At 67.8% G+C, this 23556-nt stretch carries 22 protein-coding genes and 1 pseudogene; 10 read left to right on the forward strand and 13 right to left on the reverse strand.

The genetic code is table 11. The features are described 5' to 3' along the window. Positions 1-24: 24 nt before the first annotated feature. Together galE and glpX are read right to left on the reverse strand one after the other, a co-directional pair. The gene (gene galE / locus AC1D0A_RS16860; protein ID WP_243179952.1) at positions 25-996 is read right to left on the reverse strand and encodes a UDP-glucose 4-epimerase GalE; all 972 of its coding nucleotides are present in this window, start codon (positions 994-996) and stop codon (positions 25-27) included. Positions 997-1146: 150 nt separating this feature from the next. Continuing rightward, a complete protein-coding gene (glpX, locus tag AC1D0A_RS16865) occupies positions 1147-2169 on the reverse strand; it encodes a class II fructose-bisphosphatase (RefSeq protein ID WP_028277383.1) in 1023 nt (340 codons plus the stop codon). 213 nt (positions 2170-2382) lie between these two features. Here glpX and AC1D0A_RS16870 point away from each other — a divergent pair, with 213 nt between their 5' ends. The 3 genes from AC1D0A_RS16870 (at position 2383) to AC1D0A_RS16880 (ending at position 5231) form a co-directional block, all read left to right on the forward strand. Continuing rightward, positions 2383-3099, forward strand: a complete 717-nt coding sequence (locus tag AC1D0A_RS16870) for a DUF4245 domain-containing protein (protein WP_439954115.1) — start codon at positions 2383-2385, stop codon at positions 3097-3099. Positions 3100-3108: 9 nt separating this feature from the next. Beyond that, on the forward strand, positions 3109-3723 hold the full coding sequence (locus AC1D0A_RS16875; protein WP_028277382.1) for a carbonic anhydrase: 615 nt from the start codon (positions 3109-3111) through the stop codon (positions 3721-3723). A 71-nt stretch (positions 3724-3794) separates the two neighbouring features. After that, positions 3795-5231, forward strand: coding sequence for a class II fumarate hydratase (locus tag AC1D0A_RS16880; RefSeq protein WP_476946349.1), 1437 nt, complete (start codon positions 3795-3797; stop codon positions 5229-5231). 102 nt (positions 5232-5333) lie between these two features. Here the strand turns inward: AC1D0A_RS16880 and AC1D0A_RS16885 are convergent, their stop codons facing one another. After that, positions 5334-6002, reverse strand: coding sequence for a VWA domain-containing protein (locus tag AC1D0A_RS16885; protein ID WP_459384191.1), 669 nt, complete (start codon positions 6000-6002; stop codon positions 5334-5336). Positions 6003-6186: 184 nt separating this feature from the next. Here AC1D0A_RS16885 and AC1D0A_RS16890 point away from each other — a divergent pair, with 184 nt between their 5' ends. Together AC1D0A_RS16890 and AC1D0A_RS16895 are read left to right on the forward strand one after the other, a co-directional pair. Next, positions 6187-6903 (forward strand): TetR/AcrR family transcriptional regulator, encoded by a 717-nt coding sequence (locus AC1D0A_RS16890; protein ID WP_476946350.1) that lies wholly within the window; start codon positions 6187-6189, stop codon positions 6901-6903. Beyond that, positions 6900-8615 carry an MDR family MFS transporter gene (locus AC1D0A_RS16895; RefSeq protein WP_476946351.1) on the forward strand — a complete coding sequence of 572 codons (1716 nt, stop codon included), beginning with the start codon at positions 6900-6902 and terminating at the stop codon, positions 8613-8615. The genes AC1D0A_RS16890 and AC1D0A_RS16895 overlap by 4 nt, the downstream gene beginning before the upstream one ends. Here AC1D0A_RS16895 and AC1D0A_RS16900 read toward each other — a convergent pair. Then, the gene (locus AC1D0A_RS16900) at positions 8596-9231 is read right to left on the reverse strand and encodes a prepilin peptidase (protein ID WP_476946352.1); all 636 of its coding nucleotides are present in this window, start codon (positions 9229-9231) and stop codon (positions 8596-8598) included. The genes AC1D0A_RS16895 and AC1D0A_RS16900 overlap by 20 nt on opposite strands. Before the next feature lie 58 nt (positions 9232-9289). Here AC1D0A_RS16900 and AC1D0A_RS16905 point away from each other — a divergent pair, with 58 nt between their 5' ends. Both AC1D0A_RS16905 and AC1D0A_RS16910 read left to right on the forward strand, forming a co-directional pair. Continuing rightward, positions 9290-10117, forward strand: coding sequence for a hypothetical protein (locus AC1D0A_RS16905; RefSeq protein WP_476942938.1), 828 nt, complete (start codon positions 9290-9292; stop codon positions 10115-10117). A 48-nt stretch (positions 10118-10165) separates the two neighbouring features. Continuing rightward, on the forward strand, positions 10166-10816 hold the full coding sequence (locus tag AC1D0A_RS16910; protein ID WP_476946353.1) for a GNAT family N-acetyltransferase: 651 nt from the start codon (positions 10166-10168) through the stop codon (positions 10814-10816). Positions 10817-11236: 420 nt separating this feature from the next. Here the strand turns inward: AC1D0A_RS16910 and AC1D0A_RS16915 are convergent. Both AC1D0A_RS16915 and AC1D0A_RS16920 read right to left on the reverse strand, forming a co-directional pair. Continuing rightward, positions 11237-12610, reverse strand: a pseudogene (locus AC1D0A_RS16915) (PhoH family protein); the annotation flags it as partial. A 233-nt stretch (positions 12611-12843) separates the two neighbouring features. After that, the gene (locus tag AC1D0A_RS16920) at positions 12844-13605 is read right to left on the reverse strand and encodes an isoprenyl transferase (RefSeq protein WP_476946394.1); all 762 of its coding nucleotides are present in this window, start codon (positions 13603-13605) and stop codon (positions 12844-12846) included. 154 nt (positions 13606-13759) lie between these two features. On the opposite strand from AC1D0A_RS16920, the gene trhA reads away from it, so the two are divergent. After that, the gene (gene trhA, locus AC1D0A_RS16925; protein WP_253906810.1) at positions 13760-14476 is read left to right on the forward strand and encodes a PAQR family membrane homeostasis protein TrhA; all 717 of its coding nucleotides are present in this window, start codon (positions 13760-13762) and stop codon (positions 14474-14476) included. Positions 14477-14602: 126 nt separating this feature from the next. Here trhA and AC1D0A_RS16930 read toward each other — a convergent pair whose 3' ends face one another. From AC1D0A_RS16930 to mca, 4 genes are all read right to left on the reverse strand, one after another. Beyond that, entirely contained in the window at positions 14603-15268 is a 666-nt protein-coding gene (locus AC1D0A_RS16930; RefSeq protein ID WP_476946354.1) for an HAD family hydrolase, read from the reverse strand. Continuing rightward, entirely contained in the window at positions 15265-17589 is a 2325-nt protein-coding gene (locus tag AC1D0A_RS16935) for a thioredoxin domain-containing protein (protein ID WP_476946355.1), read from the reverse strand. Before AC1D0A_RS16935 ends, AC1D0A_RS16930 begins: the two co-directional genes overlap by 4 nt. Continuing rightward, positions 17567-17905: a hypothetical protein gene (locus AC1D0A_RS16940; RefSeq protein WP_243180018.1), complete on the reverse strand. Its 339-nt coding sequence runs from the start codon at positions 17903-17905 to the stop codon at positions 17567-17569. Before AC1D0A_RS16940 ends, AC1D0A_RS16935 begins: the two co-directional genes overlap by 23 nt. 105 nt (positions 17906-18010) lie before the next feature. Next, complete coding sequence (gene mca, locus AC1D0A_RS16945) at positions 18011-18916, reverse strand: mycothiol conjugate amidase Mca (RefSeq protein ID WP_028277371.1); 906 nt, start codon at positions 18914-18916, stop codon at positions 18011-18013. 116 nt (positions 18917-19032) lie between these two features. Between mca and AC1D0A_RS16950 the strand changes: the two genes are divergently transcribed. Both AC1D0A_RS16950 and greA read left to right on the forward strand, forming a co-directional pair. Further along, complete coding sequence (locus tag AC1D0A_RS16950) at positions 19033-19485, forward strand: DUF4307 domain-containing protein (RefSeq protein WP_243180020.1); 453 nt, start codon at positions 19033-19035, stop codon at positions 19483-19485. A 230-nt stretch (positions 19486-19715) separates the two neighbouring features. After that, a complete protein-coding gene (gene greA / locus AC1D0A_RS16955) occupies positions 19716-20210 on the forward strand; it encodes a transcription elongation factor GreA (RefSeq protein ID WP_028277369.1) in 495 nt (164 codons plus the stop codon). 132 nt (positions 20211-20342) lie between these two features. On the opposite strand, the gene AC1D0A_RS16960 is transcribed toward greA, so the two are convergent. From AC1D0A_RS16960 to AC1D0A_RS16970, 3 genes are read right to left on the reverse strand one after another with little or no spacing between them, the layout of a single operon-like run. Further along, a complete protein-coding gene (locus tag AC1D0A_RS16960; RefSeq protein WP_476946356.1) occupies positions 20343-20969 on the reverse strand; it encodes a rhomboid family intramembrane serine protease in 627 nt (208 codons plus the stop codon). Positions 20970-20974: 5 nt separating this feature from the next. Beyond that, positions 20975-22213: a threonine ammonia-lyase gene (ilvA, locus tag AC1D0A_RS16965; protein WP_028277367.1), complete on the reverse strand. Its 1239-nt coding sequence runs from the start codon at positions 22211-22213 to the stop codon at positions 20975-20977. Between the two features lie 21 nt (positions 22214-22234). Beyond that, complete coding sequence (locus AC1D0A_RS16970) at positions 22235-23548, reverse strand: AI-2E family transporter (protein ID WP_476946357.1); 1314 nt, start codon at positions 23546-23548, stop codon at positions 22235-22237. Between the last annotated feature and the right edge of the window lie 8 nt (positions 23549-23556).

Genomic DNA, 23556 nt, shown 5'->3' on the forward strand with positions numbered 1-23556 from the left:
GGTGGCCGGTGTTGGTGGCGGGCGTTAGTTGGCCGTGATGGCGTGCCGCTGGGCGTCGTAGGCGCTGGCCACCATCTGGTCCACGGAGTGCCGCATCTTCCAGTCGAGATCGCGGGCAGCCAGCGTGCCGTCGGCCACGATCCGGTCCGGATCCCCCGCCCGCCGCGGACCGATTTCGGGTTCGAAATCGATCCCCGTGACGTCGGCCATCGCCGTCATGATCTGGCGCACGGACAGCCCGTCCCCGGATCCGAGGTTGTACACCCGCTCCAGCGGCTTGCCCGCCTCGAGCGCCTGGGCGGCGGCCACATGCGAGGTGGCCAGGTCGGCCACGTGCACGTAGTCGCGCACGCAGGTGCCGTCCGGCGTGTTGTAGTCGATGCCGTTGATGCGCGGCGTCTTACCGGCCGTGAGCGCCCGCAGCACGATCGGGAAAAGGTTATGGGGGCTGGTGTCGTAAAGCTCGGGCGCACCTGAGCCGACCACATTGAAGTACCGCAGCGAGGTGTGGTTCAGGCCCCGGGCCCGGCCCTGGTCACGGATCAGCCACTCGCCGATGAGTTTGCTCTCGCCGTAGGGCGATTCCGGGTTGGTGGGCGTCGCTTCGGTGACGATGTCGCCGGTGGGCGTGCCGTAGGTAGCCGCGGACGAGGAGAACACCAGCTTGTCGACGCCGCTGAGCTCCATGGCCTTGAGCAGTTGCGCGGTGCCCGTGACGTTCTGTTCATAGGTCAGCAGCGGCTCCTGGACGGAAACCCCGGCGTACTTGAAACCGGCCAGGTGGATCACCCCGGTCACCGCATGCTCCCGCAGCGTGCGGGCTACGAGGTCGGCGTCGAGGATGCTGCCATGGATGAACGGCACATCGGCCGGCACGAACTCACGGTGCCCGCTGGAGAGGGAGTCAATCACCACCGGCTGGATCCGGGCACCGCGCAAAGCGGAAACCACATGAGAACCGATATATCCTGCACCGCCAGTTACGAGCCACGTCATGGCTCCACCCTATCTAATCCCACGGGCCCCGGCCGCCCCACCGCAATACACATCATCATGCACCTGGTTTAAGACGACGAATCCCGGACCGCGGAGGCGGCCCGGGATTCGCTGTGCTCTATCGTGCAGTTCAGTGTTGCCGTTCAGGTGCTAGCTCCTGCGGGCATAGCCTTCCCACTTGCTGGCCTGGTGTTCGCCGTCGACAAAGCGGATCGTGCCGGACTTGGAGCGCATCACGATGGACTGGGTGAGGACCTTGTCCTTGGAGTAGCGGACGCCCTTGAGGAGGTCGCCGTCGGTGATGCCGGTGGCCGCGAAGTAGCAGTTGTCGCTGGAGACGAGGTCGTTGGTCGAGAGCACGCGCTCCAGATCGTGGCCGGCGTCGATCGCCTTCTGCTTCTCTTCGTCGCTCGTGGGCCACAGGCGGCCCTGGATGACGCCGCCGAGGGACTTGATGGCGCACGCCGCGACGATGCCTTCCGGGGTTCCGCCGATGCCCATGAGGGCGTCGACTCCGGTGCCGGCACGCGCAGCGGCGATGGCCCCCGCGACGTCGCCGTCCATGATGAACTTCGTGCGGGCGCCGGCTTCGCGGATTTCCTCCACGAGGGGGCGGTGCCGGTCGCGGTCCAGGATCATGACGTTGAGCTGGTTGACCTTTACGCCCTTGGCCTTGGCGATCAGGTGCAGGTTCTGCTTGACCGGCAGGCGCAGGTCCACCATGTCGGCCGCTTCCGGGCCGGTGACGAGCTTTTCCATGTAGAACACGGCAGAGGGATCGAACATAGAGCCGCGTTCGGCCACGGCCAGGACCGCCAGGGCATTGTTGATGCCAAGGGCAGTCAGCCGGGTTCCGTCGATGGGGTCGACGGCGACGTCGCACTCGGGCCCGGTGCCGTCACCGACGTGCTCGCCGTTGAACAGCATCGGGGCTTCGTCCTTCTCGCCCTCACCGATGACAACGACGCCGTTGAAGTGCACGGTCTGCAGGAAGGAGCGCATGGCGTCCACGGCGGCGCCGTCGGCCTTGTTCTTGTCGCCGAAACCCACCCAGTGGCCGCCGGCGATGGCCGCGGCTTCCGTGACGCGGACAAGTTCCAGCGCGAGGTTGCGGTCAGGCTCATCGATCCCGACGGCGAGCGAGGGGGAAAGCGTGGAGTACTTCTGGGACATGGGCGCTGGTGTCACGTGAACCTCTTCTTCGAGTGGCGGTCGTTGAACCCGTACGGCCAGGATCGATCCGTCGCGGTGATTCGTCTGATATTGATCATAGTCGGGGCGGGCCCGCAAGGTCATGGGATGTCCGGCGCGTGACGCACTTCACCGTCGGAGGGGCCGCTGCGCCGCGAATGTGAGATCGGCCCGGACATGCGCGACTATAGAGGGGTGAGTGAATTGCAGGACGCTTCCCCCGCCGCCCCCGGTTCGCCGGCTGGCAGCTCCCCCGCGGCAGGCCCGGACCCTTCCGGACAGCCCCCCGTGAAGCCCGTCATCGCCGCCGCGGCGGCCAAACGCGCCAACGCCTCCGTGATGGGCATGATCATCGCCCTGGTGGTGAGCATCGCCGCGTTCCTGCCGATCGTCCTCATGAATCCTTCTCCGAAGACCGACGGTTACCGGCCCAACGTCAATGTCAGCGCCACCGCGCAGAACGCGGCGGGTGTGGCGGGATTCACACCCGTGGCGGCCGATACCGGCGACACATTCCGCGCCAACTACGCCCGTTGGGAGTCCGGCGCCGGCAGCGGCGTCCCCGCCTGGGAAGTCGGCTACCTGACGCCCAAGGAATCCTTCATCGCCCTCGTGCAGACCCGCACGGCCAACCCCACCTGGCTCCTGCAGCAGACCAAGAACGCTCCCGTGACCGGCACCCGCAACGCCGGCGGCCGCGACTGGGAACTGCGCGACACCGGCAAGGGCGAGAAATCCATGGTGCTGACTGATCGCGGCACCACCGTCATCCTCTCCGGATCCGCGACGCTGGAGGAGTTCTCCGCCCTGGCCACCGCCGTGGTGAAGTCACTCGAAAGCAATCCGCCCGCCGGGGCATCGTCCAGCACGCCGGGCGCAACAGTTTCACCTTCGGCCAGCCCTTCACCGTAAAGTGGCCACGTGGCTACTTATCTGACTCCCGCACTCGCCTGGCAGCGTCTCCGTGAAGGCAACAAGCGTTTTGTCGCCGGCACGTCATCACACCCCAACCAGGACGCGTCGCGACGCTCGTCGCTGGTTGAAAACCAGCACCCCTTCGCGGTGATCTTCGGTTGCGCCGACTCCAGGCTTGCCGCCGAAATCATCTTCGACCTCGGCCTCGGGGACGCCTTTGTGGTCCGCACCGCCGGCCAGGTGATCGACGACGCCGTGCTTGGCTCGCTGGAATACAGCGTCAGCGAACTGGACGTCCCTCTGATCGTCGTCCTGGGGCACGACAGTTGTGGTGCTGTCACCGCAACCAAGAACGCCGTGGAAACCGGCCAGATGCCGGTCGGTTTCATCCGCAGCCTGGTGGAGCGGATCACCCCGTCCGTGTTGACCTCGCTGCGTAACAATCAGACCGACGTCAACGACATGGTGGTTGAGAACGTCAAGCAGACCTCGCAGCGGCTGGTGGACAGTTCCCGGGTGATTTCGGGCGCAGTCGACAGCGGCCGCACCGCCGTGATCGGCCTCGCCTACAGCTTGGCTGACGGCCGGGCCGATCTCGTTTCCAGCATCGGCAGGCTGTAAACCCCGGCGCCCGGCCGTCGCAGCCTGCTCACGGTTTTCGGTGGGACTCCTACTCCCAATAAGCTAGCCCCATGACTTCCACAGATGAGTTGAACACCGAAGAGTTCCGCATTGAACACGACACGATGGGCGAAGTCCGCGTTCCCGTGAACGCCCTGTACCGCGCACAGACGCAGCGGGCAGTCGAGAACTTCCCGATCTCCGGCAAGACGCTGGAGCGCGCCCACATCGAAGCCCTGGCACGGGTGAAGAAGGCCGCCGCCCAGGCAAACGCAGAACTGGGGGTGCTCGACGGCGAGCTCGCCCAGGCGATTGCCGACGCAGCCGACCAGGTTGCGGCCGGCAAGTACGACGGCGACTTCCCGATTGACGTCTTCCAGACCGGGTCCGGGACGTCCTCGAACATGAACACCAACGAGGTCCTCGCCGAGCTCGCCTCGCGGGCCCTGAAGTCCGCCGGTAGCGAGAAGGTTGTCCACCCGAACGACCACGTCAACGCCTCGCAGTCCTCCAATGACGTCTTCCCCACGTCCGTCCACGTCGCCGCCACGTCCGCCCTGATCAATGACCTGATCCCGGCCCTCGGCTACCTGGCGGAGTCGCTGGAACGCAAGGCCACCGAATTCAAGGACGTCGTGAAGTCCGGCCGCACGCACCTCATGGACGCCACCCCCGTCACGCTGGGCCAGGAGTTCGGCGGCTACGCCGCTCAGGTCCGCTACGGCATCGAGCGCATCAACGCCGCCCTCCCCCGCGTCGCCGAGGTCCCACTCGGCGGAACCGCCGTGGGCACCGGCATCAATACGCCGGCCGGATTCCCGGAGCGAGTGATCGAACTGCTGGCGGCCGACACCGGACTGCCCCTGACCGAGGCCCGCGACCACTTCGAGGCCCAGGCCAACCGCGACGGCCTCATCGAAGCGTCCAGCCAGCTGCGCAACATCGCGATTTCCTTCATGAAGATCAACAACGACCTGCGCTGGATGGGCTCCGGCCCCAACACCGGCCTCGGCGAAATCGCCATCCCGGACCTGCAGCCGGGCTCGTCGATCATGCCGGGCAAGGTCAACCCCGTCATCTGCGAAGCCTCCATCATGGTCTGCGCCCAGGTGATCGGCAATGACACCGCCATCGCGTGGTCCGGCACCAACGGCGCCTTCGAACTCAACGTCGGCATCCCGGTCATGGCCGCCAACCTCCTTGAATCCGTGCGCCTGCTGGCCAACACCAGCCGCGTCATGGCCGACAAGATGATCGACGGCATCACCGCCAACGTCGAGCGCGCCCGCTTCCTCGCCGAGGCCTCGCCGTCGATTGTGACCCCGCTGAACAAGTTCATCGGCTACGAGAACGCGGCCAAGATCGCCAAAAAGGCCGTGGCCGAGGGCCTGACCATCCGTGAGACCGTCGCCTCCATGGGCTTCCTCGAGCGCGGCGAACTGACCGAAGAGCAGCTGGACACCGCCCTGGACGTCATGTCCATGACGCGCCCGCCGCATAAGGCCTAACGGCTCCGGGCGGCGCCGCCCCCGAAGAGTACAACCGCCGACGGCCGGCATCCTTTCTGGAAGGGTGCCGGCCGTCTGCATGTCTGCACCGCAGGTCAGAACTTAGACCCTGGGCGGTTCCCCGCCGGCGGCCTCCCGCTCCTGCGCCGTGTACGCCGCCGCGGCCGCGGCATCCGCCATGCTGGCACCGCCGATCCGCGCCTCCCGCAACCGCCGCGTCTTGGCGGACTGGACGGAGAAGGCAGCATCGACGTTCCCGGCGGCATAGGTCAGGGCGTCTTCGGCGCGGATGCCGAGGCCGCCGGCGGTCAATACGGCGTCCTGGTTGGCGCCCAAATACGTGAACTGCCAACCCCACTGGCTCTGCTGCCGCTGGACCAGGGCCTTGACCAGCTCGCCTGTGGCCTCGCGCGAGGAGTTCTCGTGGCCGTCCGTCAGCACGGCCACCAGCACAGTGCCGGGGCGCTGATCCTCCGGGAGGGCCGCCAGTTCCGCACCCGCTTCGCCGATCAGCCGGACCATGGCGTCGTGCAGGGCGGTGCTGCCCCGCGGCTGCAGGTCAAGGGCCGGCACGTCCTGGATGTCCACCGAGGCGTAGACGCGCTCGTAGGTGTCATCGAACTGCGCCAGCGACAGCCGGCACCGGCCCGCCACTGCCCGCTGTTCGCGGATGAACGCCGCAAACCCGCCCACAGTGTCATCGGCGATGGCACTCATCGACCCGGAACGGTCCAGGAGGACGTACACGTGCGTCAGGGCTGAATCTGTCATGCTTCCCCATTTCCGGCCCCGACGGCGCTTCTGCCTCGTCGCGGGCCATCTGTTGCCAGCGGTATGGCTGGACAGGAGCAGGCTACGGCCGGGCAGCGACATTATTGCCGGCCACAGCCCAAACAACCCAAACAGTTCACAGTATCTTTTGCACTATTTATGATTAAGTGCAAAAATACACTCCATGGGAAACAGTGCAATTACTTCGGGGGGCCTCCGCGAGCGCAAGCGGGCCGCAACACGGGCGGCGATCACCGCCGTCGCGCGTTCCCTGACCGCCGAACGCGGCCTCAGCGGCTACACCGTGGAGGAAGTCTGCGAGCGCGCGGGCATCTCCCGCCGGACCTTCTTCAACTACTTCCCTGCCAAGGAAGACGCGATCCTGGGCCACGTCGACGACGACTTTCCCGAAGAGGTGGTGGCCCGGTTCATTGCGGGCGGCGCGGGTTCGCCCGCTGGGGAAATCTCGGCCTCACTCCTCGCCGACCTCGTACGCCTGTCCCTTGATCTGTCGGAGCGGATGAGCGGCTCCGAGGAAGAGACCCGCCAGCTGATCGGGGTGATCAAGAAGGAGCCCCAGCTGATGCTGAAGATCATCGGCGCCACCGAGGAACGCGAGGCCGACTTCGCCCGGCTGCTCGCGGCCAGGGAAGGCGTACCTGCCGATCATCCCGTAGTCCGCATGGCCGTGGTCCTCCTGGGAAACATCGCCAGGAAAACCAGCGCCGACTACTTCTCCGAGGGCAACGCCCGCCCCTACAAGGACTTGCTGCTGGAAAACATTGCAGCAGCCCGCATGCTCTTCTCCCTGCCGTTCACCATGTCCCAGTTCGACACAGTCCACTTCGACGGAGTCGAGTCAAATACTGTCCAGCCCAACCCTTCCGAAGGAGCGCAATGAGCGCCGCCGTCAGCACCAAGCCAGCAGCCGAGCCGCTGCTGCTGACCCAGAAACGCATCTGGATCATCTTCTCCGCCCTCATCGCGGGCATGCTGCTCTCCAGCCTTGACCAGACCATCGTCTCCACCGCCATGCCCACGATCGTCGGCAAGCTCGGCGGCGTGGAACACCAGGCCTGGATCACCACGGCCTACCTGCTCGCCACCACCATCGTCATGCCCATCTATGGAAAGTTCGGCGACATCCTGGGCCGCCGGAACCTGTTTCTCATCGCCATCGGCCTCTTCACCCTCGCCTCCGTCGGATGCGCCCTCGCCACGGACTTCTGGGGCTTCGTGGTCTTCCGCGCCATCCAGGGCCTCGGCGGCGGCGGCCTGATGATCCTGTCCCAGGCCATCATCGCCGACATCGTTCCGGCCAAGGAGCGCGGCAAGTACATGGGCCCGCTGGGCGCAATCTTCGGCCTCTCCGCCGTCGCCGGCCCGCTGCTGGGTGGTTTCTTCGTGGACCACCTGAACTGGGAATGGGCCTTCTACATCAACATCCCGATCGGCATCGCCGCGTTCACCATCGCCTGGTTCACCCTGACGCTGCCGAACAAGAAGGCAGAGAAGCGGATCGACGTCCTGGGCGTGCTGCTGCTCTCCGCAGCCACCACGTGCCTGATTTTCTTCACCGACTTCGGCGGCAAGAAGGACGAGGGCTGGGATTCGCCGCTGACGTGGGCGTTCGGCGCCGGGCTGGTGCTCGCCGCTACGGCCTTCATCCTGGTGGAGCGCCGGGCCGAGGACCCCATCATTCCGTTGAGCCTGTTCAAGAACCGCATCTTCGTGAACTCCACTGCCATCGGCTTCACCCTCGGGCTGGGCATGTTCGCGGCGATCGCTTTCGTCCCGACCTTCCTGCAGATGTCCTCCGGGACCTCCGCCGCCGAATCCGGCCTGCTGATGCTGCCCATGATGGTGGGACTCATGGGCATGGCCATCTTCTCCGGCATCCGCATTTCCAAGACCGGCAAGTACAAGATGTTCCCGATCCTCGGGGCCATACTGACCATCGCGGCAATGCTGTGGTTGACCACGCTCACGGCCGCCACGCCCATCTGGGTCATCTGCGTGCAGCTGTTCGTCTTCGGCGCCGGCCTGGGCTCGATCATGCAGGTGATTGTCCTGGTGGTCCAGAACTCGGTGCCGGCGGACCAGATCGGCACGGCCACGAGCACCAACAACTACTTCCGCGAGGTGGGCGCGTCCCTGGGCGTCGCGGTGTTCGGTTCCATCTTCACCACCCGGCTCTCCGAGTCCCTGACCAATGCCTTTACCGGCGCCGGGGCCTCAGCTGAGCAGGCGTCGCAGTCCACCCGGACGATGGACCCCCAGGTCCTCAGCCAGCTCCCGGCGCAGCTCAAGGACGCGATTGTCAACGCCTACGCTGACTCGCTCGCCCCCGTCTTCTGGTACCTGCTGCCGTTCCTGGTCATCGCCCTGATCCTGGCCCTGACCCTCAAGCAGATCCCCCTGTCGGACACCGCCGGCATGGTGGCCCGCGGCGAAGCAGTCGGCGGCGAGGAAGCCGAGCGGCTCGAGGCGGAACGGGCGGCAGCCCGCCACGCCGCCGACGCCGCGGAGCCCACGGGACCGGAAGGGCTTTCAGCCCACGGCAACACCAGTGGGTCCGGCCACGACGACGAGCTCACCCGCCTGCGCGGCTGACGGTCCGGAAACGGCCCGGCAGCAGCCGGTGAGTGCCGGCAGGGGCGCCGCAACCTTTGGGGGCGGCCGTGGGCAGCATCATGGCGGCGGCCGTGCCGGCCAGCATGAAGGGCCCGAAGGGAATGGCCGACTGCAGCGTCCCGCGCCGCGCGGCGAGCAATCCGAGACTCCACAGCCCGCCGAGGACGAACGCCGCAAAGGTCCCCGCCATGACGTGCCCCCAGCCCAGGAATCCCAGGTACATTCCCAGGACGCCCGCGAGCTTCACGTCGCCGAATCCCATTCCCGGCGGATAGACCGCGTGCAGGAGAAAGTAGAAGAGCCAGAGGGCTGCCCCGCCGGCCAGGACACGGAGACCCGGAATGCCGAATGCCCCGGCGTCCGCTGTGCCGGCCACGTCCTGCCCGCCGGGAAGCAACTGGCTGGCCGCCGCCCCCAGCAGAAGGACTCCGGCGATCCCATAGGAGGGAAAGACGATCCTGTCCGGGAGCAGGTGGTGCCGGACGTCAATGACCGTGAGCCGAACGGCCATCACGAAGAAATACGCACACGCAGCCAGGGCAAGCCAGAAAGCCAGCGGGTTGGCGGCGCCCAGGATGCCGAGTCGTTCGATCACCCTCGGATGCTACTTGATATTCGTCCGGCCCGGCGGTCCCCGCGCGTAAACTGTGGATATGGCCGCATGGGACAGCACGAACCGGCGCGGGCCGGACGCGCCCCGCGGCCCGGCGGAGAAGGCCGCGGCCTTCCGGAACCTGTGCCGGTCATCGCCCTGGAAGTGGCAGTCGCTGAGGTTCGAGTACCTGGACCGGCCGCTCACGGGTTCCTCGGGGTCCCCGGCGGCCCCCTCCCCCGGCGACCTCGTCAGGGGGTGGCTGCGCCGGCCCGGTGCCTTGCGGCTGGAGACTGCCGACGGCCTGGTCATCGGCAGCACCACCGGCATCAATGATTCCCGCGGCGGCTTCTATATCAGCTCCACGAGGAAGACCTGGCTCCTGCCCCCGCATTTGGTTACGCCGGTGTACGACGACGACGGGCTGGTGCGCCGCCGCCCGGAGGCAGCTTATGGCGAGCCGTCGTTCGGCAACGGCAGGTTCGCCGCCGTCCTGGACCCGGTCGAGCTTGCGGGGAACGCCCCCGTCCCGTTGGAGTTCCCCAACTCCAACGCAGTGGAGCTTGGCCCCATCACGGAGGTAGACCACGAGGGCCGGCCGGCCCTGGAATCGACGGTCAGCCCGAACCTCTCCTACCGTCCCGCCGATCCCGGAGCCCCGCTGTGCCGTCCGGGACGCACGCTGCTGAGGATTGACGCCGGCACGGGCGTCTGCGTTGCGAGCCGCTGGCTGGACGCGCCCGGGACCGGCTCGGAGCAGGACGGCTACGGGCACTGGCTCCGCATCCTGGGCGTCGACGAATACATGCTCGATGACCTGTTCCTGGCCGAATCGATGAACCTCACGGACGTCCGGCGCCACATCAGCTGGGACGTCCCCGCGGAGTAGCCCGGCCGTGACTCGCATCCGCCCGCCGGCCCCGCTAAGCTTCCTGCGATGACTGAACCCGCCGACTACTGGCCCCCTTTCGGCCTGAGCCTGACCACGCCGCGCCTTCAGCTGCGCCCCATCCGCGACGCGGACATTCCGGCCGCGGTCTCAGCCGCCCTGAGCGGCGTGCACGAGCCTGGCCGCAGCCCCTTCAGCAGGCCCTGGGCCGAATCCCCCGCTGAGGAGCTCGGCCCGAACATGGCGCAGTGGTACTGGCGGTGCCGCGGGAACATGTCACCGCAGGACTGGACACTCCTGCTCGGCATCTGGCACGAGGGCGAGTTCATCGGATGCCAGGACATCGCGGCCAAAGACTTCGCCACGCTGAAGACGGTCACCACGGGCTCCTGGCTGCGGCAAAGCGTGCACGGCCAGGGCTTCGGCAAGGAGATGCGGGCCGCCGTCGCCCTCTATGCCTTCGACTGGCTCGGCGCCGAAGTGGCGGAATCCGAGGCCGCCGCCTGGAACCAGCAGTCCCTGGGCGTCTCACGCTCCATCGGCTACGAGCTCAACGGCGTCACCCGCGCTGCCTGGGGCGGCAAGGCCCAGGAGGTCCAAAACGTCCGCCTCACCCCCGCCACCTTCAAACGCCCCGACTGGGATCTCGGCGTCGAAGGCCACGAAGCCTTCGCGAAGTACCTGGGCATCCACCAGTAGCAGCCCCCAAGCGGGGCAGCGGCCCCCCGCCGTCGCTGAGACGCCTCCTGTCGCTTCCCGTCGCTGGGTTGCCGTGGTTGTGGGTGCCGTGGTTGGGTTCGCCGGACCGCCACCTTTCGCCGTCGCTTAGACACGACGCATGGGACCCGCTGCGGTCGCTGGGCGACCTCCGGGGATCCGATGCGCCGCGATGCGCTCCTCTACGAAAGACAGCGACCCGGCTGGTGGGCGTCTCAGCATCGCGGGGCAGCGGTGTCCCGCTAAGGAGCGCATCGCCGACCAAAGCGAAGCGAAGGTCGCCCAGCGACCGCAGCGCAGCGACGGGAGGTGTCTAAGCGACGGCGGGACGCCGCTGCCCGGCGAACCCAACCACGGTTTCCTGACAACGTCGAAGGGCCGTGGTCCGGCGAACCGGACCACGGTGAGGGTGATGTGGCCGAACAGCGGGTGTCCCTTCAGGGTCTCGACGACGGCCGCCACGCCGTCGTGCCGTCCGACCCGCAGGTTGTCCCGCTGGGCGACGTCGTGCGTCAGGACGATCTTGGAGTTCTGGCCGATCCGGCTCATCACAGTCAGCAGCACATTCTTCTCCAGGGACTGCGCCTCGTCGACGATCACGAATGCGTCGTGCAGGGAGCGTCCGCGGATGTGCGTCAGCGGCATGACCTCAAGCATGCCCCGGTCCATCACTTCCTCCACCACTTCCTGGCTGACCAGCGCGCCCAGGGTGTCAAAGACCGCCTGCGCCCACGGGTTCATCTTTTCCGCTTCGGACCCGGGCAGGTAGCCGAGTTCCTGGCCGCCCACCGCGTACAGGGGCCGGAAGACGATCACCTTGCGGTGCTCCCGGCGCTCCAGGACGGCTTCGAGCCCGGCGCACAGGGCCAGTGCGGACTTGCCGGTGCCGGCCCGGCCGCCGAGGGACACGATGCCGACCGACGGGTCCATCAGGAGGTCGATCGCCAACCGTTGCTCGGCCGAGCGGCCGTGGAGTCCGAAGACGTCGCGGTCGCCCTTCACGAGCCGGACCTGTTTGTCCGCCCCTACCCGTCCGAGGGCCGAGCCGCGGCTGGACAGCAGGACCAGCCCGGTGTTGGTCGGCATCTCGGCCGCCGCCGGGATGAATACCGGCTCGTGCCCGTACAAGGTGGCAACCTCGTCCTCGCCCGCGTCGAGCTCGGCGACGCCGGTCCAGCCGGAGTCCTTGACGAGTTCATTGCGGTACTCGTCGGCCAGCAGCCCCATGGCCGAGGCCTTGACGCGCATCGGCAGGTCCTTGGACACCACCGTCACGTCGCGGCCCTCGTTGGCCATGTTCTTGGCCACCGCGAGGATGCGGCTGTCGTTGTCCACCCCGCGGAACCCGGCGGGCAGCACCTCGGCGGAGATATGGTTCAGCTCCACCATGAGCGTGCCGCCGTCGCCCAGCGGGATGGGACGGTCCAGGCCGCCGTGCTCGAGCCGCAGGTCATCGAGCAGCCGGAGGGCTTTGCGCGCAAAGTATCCCAGCTCCGGGTCGTGGCGCTTTCCTTCGAGCTCGGTGATGACAACGATCGGCAGGATGACCTCGTGCTCGGCGAAGCGCAGGAGGGCCCGCGGATCGGAGAGCAGGACGGAGGTATCGATCACGAAACTGCGGGCCGTGCCCCGGCTCCCTGTTCCTTCCCCGGAAACAGCAAGACCGGCCGCCGCGGAATCCGCTGCACCGGTCTTTGAGGTGGCTCGCTTGGCGCGAGAGGTAGCTTTCTGTCCCTGATCGGAAATGACGTCGGGCAGTTGCTCAGAAATAGCCACATCGACTCCAGCCCCGGGGCAATGCCCGGAATTGTTATTGGTGAGGCGGCTCGGCCTGGAGGCCGGACGCGGCCTCCCATACACCCGGTGCGAAAATCCGCTCCATGTACTGGCCTCCCCGATCGGCCGGCGAATTGCCTGCCGATGGGATTAACGTACGTCTCCGGGGGCCGGTTTGTCCGATAATTTTTCGGCGATTCTTGTTGCCGTCTTGTGAATTCCGCGTGAACCGCTCAGGCGCCGAAGCGGCGCTGCCTGCCGGCGTAGTCGCGCAGGGCGCGCAGGAAATCCACCTTGCGGAACGCCGGCCACAGGGCCTCGCAGAAGTAGAACTCACTGTACGCGCTCTGCCACATGAGGAATCCGGACAGCCGCTGCTCCCCGGAGGTCCGGATCACCAGGTCCGGATCCGGCTGGCCCCGGGTGTAGAGGAAGCGCGAGATGTCATCCACGGTGAGTTCATCGGCCAGTTGTCCGATGTCCGCTCCCCGGGCGACGGCGTCGTGCAGCAGTTCCCGGACGGCGTCGACAATCTCCCGCCGTCCGCCGTAGCCGACGGCGACATTGACGTGCAGCCTCTCCTGCGCGGGCGTGCGCGCCGTCAGGTTGTTCAGCCGCTCGGCGAGGTAGTCCGGCAGCAGTTCGGGGGCGCCCATGGCGTGCACCGAGATATTGGCGTCGTCGTCCAGCCGGTCCAGGGTGTTGGCGATGATGCCCATCAGGAGGTCGAGTTCCTCGCCGGAGCGGTTCATGTTGTCCGTGGAGAGCATGTACAAGGTGACCACCTTGATGCCCAGCTCCTGGCACCAGCCGAGGAATTCGTGGATCTTGTCCGCACCGGCCTGATGGCCCTGGCTCGTGGGGGCGTTGAACTGGCGCGCCCAGCGCCGGTTGCCGTCGACCATGACGCCGACGTGGCGCGGGATCCGTTCAGGATCGAGGGAGCGTTGGAGCTTGCGCTCGTAAAAGCCGTAGAGGAATCCGGGCATTTCCATCCGGAGATTCACCTGGCTTCCTTGAGGTACTTGTTCAGTGCACATCCTAGGCTACCTGCCGGAGGGCCGTGCCGGGTGCAGCTCCGTCACAGGACAGCGCCGGACGACTTGCTACTCACCGGTAACTTACTACGGCGTAGGTTATTATTACGGCATGGAAAGCAACAGTCCGGAGCCCCGGCCGGAGCCTCCGGCGAAGCGGGCAACCCCGGTGGACGACGCCGCGGTGCGCCTGGCTGAACTGCTGATGATCAAGCCCAAATGGCGGGGCTGGATCCACACCGTCACCGCCCCGCTGGCGCTGGCCGCCGGGCTGGTGCTGGTGATCCTGGCGCCGCCGGACCTGAAGGTGGCCTGCGCCGTCTATGCCGTTACTGGGGTCCTGCTGTTCGGCGTCAGTGCCGTCTATCACCGGGGGAACTGGTCACCGCGCGTGAAGATCGTCCTGAAGCGGCTGGATCATACGAACATCATGCTGGTGATCGCCGGCAGCTACACGCCGCTCGCCTGGGCCCTGCTGGACCGGCAGCAAGCCGAAGTGCTGCTCTGGGTGATCTGGTCCGGGGCCATCCTCGGCGTGCTGTTCCGCCTGCTGTGGACCAATGCCCCGCGGTGGCTCTACGTGCCGATCTATATCGCCCTCGGCTGCGGCTCGCTGTTCTACCTGCCGGACTTTTTCGCCGCCAACGCTGCCTCGGCGGTGCTGATCTGCGTCGGCGGAATCCTGTACATCACGGGAGCCGTGTTCTATGCGCTGAAGAAGCCGAACTTCAGCTACAAACACTTCGGCTTCCATGAACTCTTCCACGCGCTGACGGTCTTTGCCTTCGCCGCGCACTACATCGCCATTGCCATCGCGGTCCTGGGCTGACGCCGGCTGCGCTGATTCTCCCCACCTTTGAAACTGCGACGCCGGGACTCGCCGGCAGTCCGGCCCAGCACGCCGGGCGCCGGCCTCAATGGTGGGGAATTCCGGCGTCAGGGGTTGGCCCCCGGCTCAGCCGGGATGCCCTGCCGCAATGAGCTCGGGCAGCAGCCGCATGTCTGAAAAGACGGTGGTTCCGGGACCGGCCAATCGGGAAGCCGGGGTGACACCTCCGGCATACGCGAAGACGTGCATTCCCGCCGCCCTGGCGGCCTGGACGCCGTAGGCGCTGTCCTCGACGACGGCGCACCGCCCGGGAGCGGCGCCCTGGCCCGCCGCGGCGTGGAGGAACAGGTCCGGCGCGGGTTTGCCGTTGGCCACCTCTGTGGCGCTGTAGATGCGGCCCTGAAAACGGCTTAGCAGCCCGGTCTTGCCCAGGGTCCGGCGCATCTTTTCGTGGCTGCCGCTGGAGGCGACGCAGTGCGGCAGGGACAGCCGGGCCAGGGCGTCCTCGATCCCGTCAACGGCCTCGAGATCACGTTCAAACGCCTCCTGGTACCAGCGACCGTAGTCGCGGTCCCAGCCGTCGGCCAGCCGGATCCCGAGCTGCTGTTCGACGGCGGCCACAAAGTGCGCCTCGGACTTTCCGACGAACCGTTCCACGATGTCATCGAGTTCCAGCTCCCAGCCGAGATCGGCCAGCACGCGCTGGTCCACCCGGATGGCGATCACCTCGGAATCCACCAGCACACCGTCACAATCGAACACCACCAGCTCGAAGCCGTCCTGACCAGTCATGAGGACATCCTAGCCAGCTGCCCGCGCATTTCTTCGACGGAAGTCGCAGGGAGGCCGCAGACCATGCCGCGGCACAGGAACACCTGCGGGGCGCCGTCCGGGCCCGCGCCGCGGCCCTGCAGCAGGGGTACTGGCCGGGCGGCGCCGTCGTCCTGGACCGCGACCACCAGCCCGGGGCTGGCCGAGAGCAGCAGCTCCCGGTGCAGCACGACCCGTTCCGGGGTGTCCGGTCCGGCGACGGCGGCCTCGATGGGACCGGCGAGGGCGGCCTGGGCGGTCGCGAGCAGCCAGCCGGCGGCGCGGGGTGCCTGGCCCGCAAGCGGAGGAAGCAGCAGGGCGAGGATGCTGGCCGCCAGGGTGCGGTGTTCGGACGAGCCGGAGAGGGCCGAGTGGGTCAGCAGGGCACCGGCCAGCGCGGCGGCGCCGCTGGGGGTGGCGCCGTCGAACGGTTCCAGGCCGTCGCGGCCGCCCTGGGCGGCCGTGACCTGCGCGGACTCCCCCGCAGCGTCCCTGAGGCCGCCGTCGGCCGCGAACCGCCTGCAGGCGGCGTCCAGAATGGCCTCGGCCAGCCCGTACCAGCGGGTGTGCCCGGTAACCGCATGGAGCGCGAACAGCCCTTCGGCGCACAAGGCGTAGTCCTCCAGTAAACCGCCGATTCCCCGCGCCACTCCGTCGTGGGAGACGCGCATGAGCCTGCCGGGGCCATCCGCCGCGGGCCGCCAGTGCACGCGCTCAAGATAGTCCGCGATCCGCTCCGCCGCGGCCACCAGCTCCGGGCGTGCCAGGACGGCGCCGGCGTCGGCGAGGGCGGCGACGGCCAGTCCGTTCCAGCCCGCCACCACTTTGTCATCCCGGCCGGGCTGGGGCCGGTTGCTGCGTGCCTGCGCCAGCAGCGGGCGCACCCGCTGCCACAGCGCGGCGTCCCCGCCGGACATCTCCCGGCCCGGATGCAGCGGCGAACCGCCGGCGCTCACGCTTCCGGGCATTCGGACGTTCATGAGGGCAGCCACGGCGGCGCCGTCGGCCGGGCCCAGGAGCGACTCAAGGCCGCCGGGAGTCCACAGGTAGCTGGCCCCTTCGGCGTGCACGCCGTCGACGACCGTGTCGGCGTCCAGCGACGATGCCAGGGCCACGACCCCGGTGTCCGGTCCCGCCGCAGGGCCCGCCACAGGGGCTGGAGCCGGTCCTGGCGCCGGGCGCGTCGCAGGTGCCAGCCCGAGGCGGGCCAGGAGCCAGTCGGCGGTAAGTCCGGCAATTCCGGCGGCCTCGGCCGCCGGGTACTCCGGCGTGCCGCCCAGCCGGACCCAGTGGACATAGACGCGCAGTAACTGGGCGTTGTCGTAGAGCATTTTCTCGAAGTGCGGAACGGACCAGTCCGCCGTCACCGAATAGCGGGCGAAGCCGCCGTCGAGCTGGTCGAACAACGCCGAGCGGGACATTGCTGCCAGGCACCGACCGGCCATGTCCCGGGCCGCCGTCGCGGTCTCCAGGCCCGCGGAGTCCTGGCCCCCTGTCTCCAGGTCCGCGGAGTCCTGGCCCCCTGTGTCCTGGCCCGCGGTGTCCGGAGCGGCTGCCGGCGGCATGCTGTCCGAGGGCACTGCGGCGTGACGGATCAGGAATTCGAGCACGGCCGCGGGCGGGAACTTCGGCGCGCCGCCGAAGCCGCCGTGGGCCCGGTCCTCGGCGCCGGAGAGGGCGGTGACGGCTTCGGCAAGGAGCGTCGCGTCCAGGGCCCCGGGCGGCCCGTCCAGATGCAGGGCGGCTGCCGGCTGGGACGCGGCGATGCCGCGCGCCAGGGTGTCGGCGTTGGCCTCGACGGCGCCGCGGCGTTCCGTCCAGGCCTCGTTCACGGCTTCAAGGACCTGCCGGAAGGACGGCCGGCCCGGCATGGGCCGGGGCGGGTAGTACGTGCCGGCATGGAAGGCCCGGCCATCGGGCAGGAGGAAGACGGACATCGGCCAGCCGCCCTCGCCGCTGATCGCCTGCGTCGCTGTCATGTAGACGGCATCGACGTCAGGGCGCTCTTCGCGGTCCACTTTGATGGAGACAAAGTGGGCGTTCAGGTAGTCGGCGGTGTCCCGGTCCTCAAAGGATTCATGGGCCATGACGTGGCACCAGTGGCAGGCCGCGTAGCCGATTGAGAGGAACACCGGCACGTCCCGGGCGGCAGCTGCGGCGAAGGCCGCGTCACCGAACGGCTGCCAGTGCACGGGGTTGCCGGCGTGCTGGCGCAGGTACGCAGAGGGTTCCGCCGCCAGGGCATTCGAGGCCCCGGACGGCGGGTTGGGGAATCCGCGGTCAGCGGGTTCCGGGTCCCGCATCGCCGTTGACTTCCGGCCGGTTAACCGCGCCGTCGGACCGGGAAACCCCGCCGTCGGCGGGGAAGGCGGTGCCGTCGGCAGGGAATCCGGCGTCCCCGGCGGCCTCACGTTCGGCCTCCACCTGGGCACGGTAGCGGACCCGGCGGATGCGCCGCACCATGTCCACGATCAGCAGCGCGGTCAACACCACGATGAAGGCTGTCAGCAGGAAGCCCAGCAGACCCGGGGTGACCTGGTCCTCGGACAGGCCCGGGCGCAGCGACGGCGTAGGGGTCGGCGCCGGGGCTGTTGCGAGGGCGATGAGCAAGGAATGCACGGTGGGGAACCTTCTGTGGAACTGGGTGTCTTTACTGCGGTGACTTTTCTACAGTGCTTTGTCTACAGCATCTTTTCTACACTGGATAGAAGAGCCCTTTCGTCTCTATCTTAGCCCGGCGAAGAGGTCCGTTTCGGGCAGATCTACGGGGATCCGGGATTCGATCAGGGAGTAGTCCTCCCACGGCCAGACCTTGCGCTGCATGGCCGAGGAGACCGCGAAGAAGAATCCTTCCGGGTCCACCTGGGTCCGGTGTGAGCGGAGTGCGTCGTCGCGGGCTTCGAAGAAATCGCCGCACTCGACCTGGGTTGTGGTGGCGTGTGTCGGCGGCGGCGGGGTATGCCCCTCGGCGTCCGCTTCCAGCCACGCAGCGAGCCGCTCGGCATACGGGGACTGCAGGCCGGCCTCCTCCAGCGCGGAGTGGAGGGCACGGAAACGGTCCGGGCTGAAGGCGCGGTCGTAGTAGAGCTTGCTGGGCTCCCAGGGCTCCCCGGCGTCCGGATACCGGGCAGGATCGCCGGCCGCCGCGAAGGCCTCGACGGCCACCCGGTGCGCCATGATGTGGTCCGGGTGCGGGTAGCCTCCGTTCTCGTCATAGCTGAGGATCACGTGGGGCTTGAAGTCCCGGACCAGCCGGACCAGCGGCGCGGCCGCCCGCTCCAGCGGCTGCAGGGCGAAGCACCCGGGCGGCAGGGCCGGCAGGGGGTCGCCCTCCGGCAGCCCGGAATCGACGAAGCCGAGCCAGCGCTGCCGGATGCCGAGGACGTTCGCGGCGGCGTCCATCTCCAGCCGGCGTGCCCCGGCCATGTCGCGTTTGGGGTGCGGTTGCCCCTCCATCGCGGGGTTCTGGATGTCGCCGCGGGAGCCGTCGGTGCACGTGGCCACCAGGACTTCCACGCCTGCGGCGGCATACATCGCCATCGTGGCGGCACCCTTGCTGGATTCGTCGTCGGGATGAGCATGGACCGCCAGCAGACGAAGCGGTGCTGACGGGCGGGGGGATGCTGTCATCGTGGGACGGCTCCTCTTTCTGCTGTGCTGCCCTGTTGGGTGCGTCTGTTGGTGTGCGGCTTGGTCTGTGCGGCCAGCCGGAAATATCCCGGTCCGATCCACACTAAACTGGACTGGTGACTTCCGAGGACCAGCCTGCCGCGCCGGCACCTAACAGCCTATCCAATCGTTACGGCGGCCAAAAGCGCGCGCTGTCCCGCAAGGTCAAACGCAACATCCTGATCGCCGCCCTCGCCGTGGGCATTGCCTTTCTGGCCTGGGTCTCGACGTCGGCGGCCATCGGCGGCGTCAGCTACAAGGATGTCGGCTACAGCACCCCCGACGCCACGGTCACGGAAATCGACTTCCAGGTCACGAAGGACCCGGCAGCGGAGGCGAAATGCGCTGTGAAGGCCATGGACTCGAAGTTCGCGATTGTCGGCTGGAAGGTTGTGGACATCGGGCCGAACGCGGCCGATGCCGGCACGGACGGCGGACGCACCACAGCCCACCGCGCCCAGCTGCGCACGGAATCCCAGGCGGTCTCCGCCGTCGTGGACAGCTGCTGGATTACCGACGCCGGACAATAACGGGACCACAGGCCGCGGCAAGTGCCGGGCGGGCACACAGTGAAGCCGTCCGAGGCCGCCTGGGACACCGCCTGTAACACCGTGTGATCCACGCCGCAGTCCTCTTTGGTTTATCCACAGGATTGACTACAATGGATCAATACCTTTCCCCCGCTGAGCTGGTTACTGCGTCATAAAAGTGGCCACCGTGGCGGGGTCTTTGCTTGTATGACCACCCAAAGGAGAAGTCCGTGTCTACCACCAACAGCGCAACTGCGGCTTGGCTTACCCAGGAAGCTTTTGACCGCCTGAAGGCAGAGCTGGACAACCTTTCCGGCCCCGGCCGGGCAGAAATCGTCCAGAAGATCGAAGCGGCGCGCCAGGAGGGCGACCTCAAGGAGAACGGTGGCTACCACGCTGCCAAGGAGGAGCAGGGCAAGATCGAGGCCCGCATCCGCCAGCTCACGGCGCTCCTCCGGGACGCCCACGTCGGGGAGGCCCCGGCCGACGACGGCATCGTGGAGCCCGGCATGATCGTCGTGGCCAGGATTGCCGGCGACGAGGAGAGCTTCCTGCTCGGCTCCCGCGAAATTGCCGGCGACTCGGACCTGGATGTCTTCAGCGAGAAGTCCCCCCTCGGCGCGGCCATCGTCGGCCACAAGGAGGGCGACAAGCTCAGCTACACCGCCCCGAACGGCAAGGACATCACGGTGGAGATCATCTCCGCCAAGCCGTACGCCGGCTGACACCAGCGACATAACAGCGACGCCGGTCTCCCCTCGCGGGGAGGCCGGCGTCGTGTTTTCCGCCCGTTGGCGGGGGCTGCTGGGGCCGGCCGGTTTGGCCGGAGTCCCCGGAGGTGTCCTCTACCCGGGTAGTCAGCGTCCCGCGGGCAGCGCCCCGGGACGCCTGGTGCTCAGCAGCAGCGCGGCTGTGATGCCGCCGATAGCCCCACCCAGGTGGGCCTGCCACGAGACGAAACTGGCCACGGTGGGCAGGATTCCGAACAGGATGCCGCCGTAGGCCATGAACAACACCACGGACAGGGCGATCTGCCACCAGTTCCGGTTGATGAAGCCGCGGACCAGGAGGAACGCGAAGAGCCCGAACACCAGCCCGGAGGCGCCCACGGTGACGCTGGCGCCGCCGATGAGCCACACCACGAGCCCGGATGCCAGCCAGCTGGCGGCCAGTGCGGTGATGAACACCCGGTGCCCGGAGAGGAACACGAGGAAGCCGAAGATGATCAACGGAAGCGTGTTGGACATCAGGTGGGCCAGGCTGGAGTGCAGCAGCGGAAAGGTCAGGATGTCCAGGATCCCGTCCGGGCTGCGCGGCCGCAGCCCGAAAGTGCGGTTCAGGGAGTGGAACAGTGCGGTGTTGAGGATCTCGATCAGGTAGAGCAGCACCACGAAGGAGCCGACCACCAGCAGTCCCCGGCGGGCCCGCACCGCGGTGCTCTCCCCCTCCTGCGGCTCCCCGCCCCCAAACGAGTCCATCACCATGGCCCCTAGTGCACCACGATCGGCTGGAAACCCTCGGCGCGCAGCGCCGCCAGGACCTGGCTGCAGTGCTCGTGGCCCTTGGTTTCCAGGTTGACGGTGATGGAGACGTCGCCCATGCTGATGGAGCCGCCCACCCGGGTGTGGTCCAGGCCCGTGACGTTGGCGTCGTTCTCGGCGATGATGCGGGCGATCGTGGCCAGCGAGCCCGGACGGTCGTCCAGCATCATCCGCACGGTCATGTACCGGCCGGCGGCGGAGAGGCCGCGCTGGATGACCTTGAGCATCAGCATGGGGTCGATGTTGCCGCCGGAGAGGACCACCGCAACGGTTCCGGGATTTTCGATCTTGCCTTCCATGAGCGCCGCGACGCCGACGGCACCGGCAGGTTCCACCACCATCTTGGCGCGCTCCAGCAGGAAGATCAGCGCCCGGGCCAGGGCGTCCTCGCTGACGGTGACGACGTCGTCGACGAGCTCGCGGATGATGCTGAACGGCAGCTGGCCCGGCCGGCCGACGGCGATGCCGTCGGCCATGGTGGAGACCTTTTTGAGCGGGACGAGGGCGTCGGCTGCGAGCGAGGGTGGATAGGCGGCGGCGTTTTCAGCCTGGACGCCGATGATGCGGATCTCGCGGCCGAGTTCTTTGGCGCGCGCCTTCACCGCGACGGCAACGCCCGCGAGGAGTCCGCCGCCGCCGACACCCATCAGGATGGTGTCGACGTCGGGGACCTGTTCAAGGATCTCCAGCCCGACCGTCCCCTGGCCGGCGACGACGTCGACGTCATCGAAGGGGTGGACAAAGACGGCACCGCTTTCATCGGCATAGCGCTTGGCTTCCGCCAGCGCCTCGTCCACGTTGTGGCCGTGCAGCACCACCTCGGCGCCGTGGCTGCGGGTGGCGGCGAGCTTGGGCAATGCGACGCCGAGCGGCATGTAGATCCGGGCCTTGATGCCCAGGCTCTTGGCTGCGACAGCCACGCCCTGGGCGTGGTTTCCGGCAGAGGCCGCCACGACGCCGCGCTTCTTTTCGGCGTCGGAGAGCTTGGCCATCCGCACGTAGGCGCCGCGGACCTTGAAGGAGCCGGCGCGCTGCAGGTTTTCGCACTTGAGGAAGACCTCACCGCCGACCGTGCTGCCGAGGGCCCGCGATGATTCCACGGGCGTCCGCGTAATAATCCCGTCGAGCAGCTTCTGCGCCTCCAGGACATCGTCCAGCGTGACGGGCAGGCTCTCAAGGGTATTCACGAACTGTTCTCCTTCTTTGGATCAGGCGTCGGTGCCCCGTCCGGCATCGCTGCCCGGAGCACCGCTGTTGGGTGCGGCGCCCTCGCCGCCGGGGTTTGCGCCCGGCAGGTGGACGTCTGTGAAGGTGGTGTCTGCGCCGGGTTCGGGGGCAGAACCGCCCCCGGCTCCCGAGGTTGCCAACACTTCATCATGTTCCCACGTTCTGCCCGCAATGTAGCGAATCGACGAGTTTGCTACGGCAAGGATCGGAACGGAGAACAAGGCGCCGGGGATCCCGGCGAGGTAGGAGCCGGCCGCGACGGACAGGATCACGGCGACGGGGTGGAGGGAGACGGCCTTGCCCATGACGAGGGGCTGCAGGATGTGGCTTTCGAGCTGCTGGACGCCGAGCACGATCGCCAACATGATGAGGGCGTTGACGGGCCCGTTGGCGACCAGCGCCAGCAACACGGCGATCGCGCCGGTGAACAGCGCGCCGACCACCGGGATGAACGAGCCGAGGAAGACCAGCACGCCCAGCGGCAGCGCGAGCGGCACGCCGATGATGGCGGCGCCGACGCCGATTCCCACGGCGTCCACGAAGGCGACGAACATTTGGATGCGTGCGTAGCTGACCATGGATGTCCAGCCGCGGCGGCCCGCGCCGTCCGTGGCCCGGCGCGCCTTCCGGGGCATGAGCCTGACGAGGAAGGCCCAGATCCTGTCGCCTTCGAGCAGGAAGAAGATCAGGATGAACAGCGCCAGGACCAGGCCGGCGGCGAAGTGCCCGGCGGTGCTCCCGAACGTCAGAGCCCCGCTGAGGATGCTGCTGCTGTTGTTCTGCAGGGCAGCGGTGGCGTCCTCGATGTACTTATCGATCTGGGCGGCCGTCAGGTGCAGCGGGCCTTCCGACAGCCAGGTCTGTACCTGCTGCACGCCCGTGAGCGCCTGGGACCACAGTTCGCCGAAGCCCTGCATGAGCTGGCGCCCGACCAGGGTCAGGGCACCGACGATGAGGCCGATGAAGCCGAGCACCGTGATGGCGACGGCGAGCCCCTTGGGCACACGCCGGTTGGCCATCCAGCGCACTGCGGGGCTGAGGAGCCCCGAGAGGAGGGCGGCCACCATCACGGGGATGATGAGGAAGCTGACGTGGCTGAGCAGCCAGACCAGCAGCCCGATTACGAGCAGGATCAGCCCGCCGCGCCACGCCCAGGCGGCGGCGATCCGCACGCCGTAGGGAATGTCCTGGTCGATCTCCCGGTCGGTCCGTGCCCGGGCCCCGGCGCGTGACCCGGTCCCGGCCGCGGAATAGGAGGGGCTTGTGGCAGGTGCGGCGTCCTCAGCTGGCGTCATAGCCCCAT

The sequence above is a fragment of the Arthrobacter sp. P1_D4 genome (assembly GCF_056406115.1).

Bases quoted from the DNA above. Each gene is read 5' to 3' on its own strand.
- trhA (WP_253906810.1), top strand. From the start codon at position 13,760: ATGGAAAGCAACAGTCCGGAGCCCCGGCCGGAGCCTCCGGCGAAGCGG.
- AC1D0A_RS16885 (WP_459384191.1), bottom strand. From the start codon at position 6,002: ATGACAGATTCAGCCCTGACGCACGTGTACGTCCTCCTGGACCGTTCC.
- AC1D0A_RS16920 (WP_476946394.1), bottom strand. From the start codon at position 13,605: ATGGAAATGCCCGGATTCCTCTACGGCTTTTACGAGCGCAAGCTCCAA.
- AC1D0A_RS16970 (WP_476946357.1), bottom strand. From the start codon at position 23,548: ATGACGCCAGCTGAGGACGCCGCACCTGCCACAAGCCCCTCCTATTCC.
- AC1D0A_RS16935 (WP_476946355.1), bottom strand. From the start codon at position 17,589: ATGCGGGACCCGGAACCCGCTGACCGCGGATTCCCCAACCCGCCGTCC.
- AC1D0A_RS16880 (WP_476946349.1), top strand. From the start codon at position 3,795: ATGACTTCCACAGATGAGTTGAACACCGAAGAGTTCCGCATTGAACAC.
- AC1D0A_RS16930 (WP_476946354.1), bottom strand. From the start codon at position 15,268: ATGACTGGTCAGGACGGCTTCGAGCTGGTGGTGTTCGATTGTGACGGT.
- glpX (WP_028277383.1), bottom strand. From the start codon at position 2,169: ATGTCCCAGAAGTACTCCACGCTTTCCCCCTCGCTCGCCGTCGGGATC.
- mca (WP_028277371.1), bottom strand. From the start codon at position 18,916: ATGACAGCATCCCCCCGCCCGTCAGCACCGCTTCGTCTGCTGGCGGTC.
- AC1D0A_RS16890 (WP_476946350.1), top strand. From the start codon at position 6,187: ATGGGAAACAGTGCAATTACTTCGGGGGGCCTCCGCGAGCGCAAGCGG.
- AC1D0A_RS16910 (WP_476946353.1), top strand. From the start codon at position 10,166: ATGACTGAACCCGCCGACTACTGGCCCCCTTTCGGCCTGAGCCTGACC.
- AC1D0A_RS16960 (WP_476946356.1), bottom strand. From the start codon at position 20,969: ATGGTGATGGACTCGTTTGGGGGCGGGGAGCCGCAGGAGGGGGAGAGC.
- AC1D0A_RS16905 (WP_476942938.1), top strand. From the start codon at position 9,290: ATGGCCGCATGGGACAGCACGAACCGGCGCGGGCCGGACGCGCCCCGC.
- AC1D0A_RS16895 (WP_476946351.1), top strand. From the start codon at position 6,900: ATGAGCGCCGCCGTCAGCACCAAGCCAGCAGCCGAGCCGCTGCTGCTG.
- galE (WP_243179952.1), bottom strand. From the start codon at position 996: ATGACGTGGCTCGTAACTGGCGGTGCAGGATATATCGGTTCTCATGTG.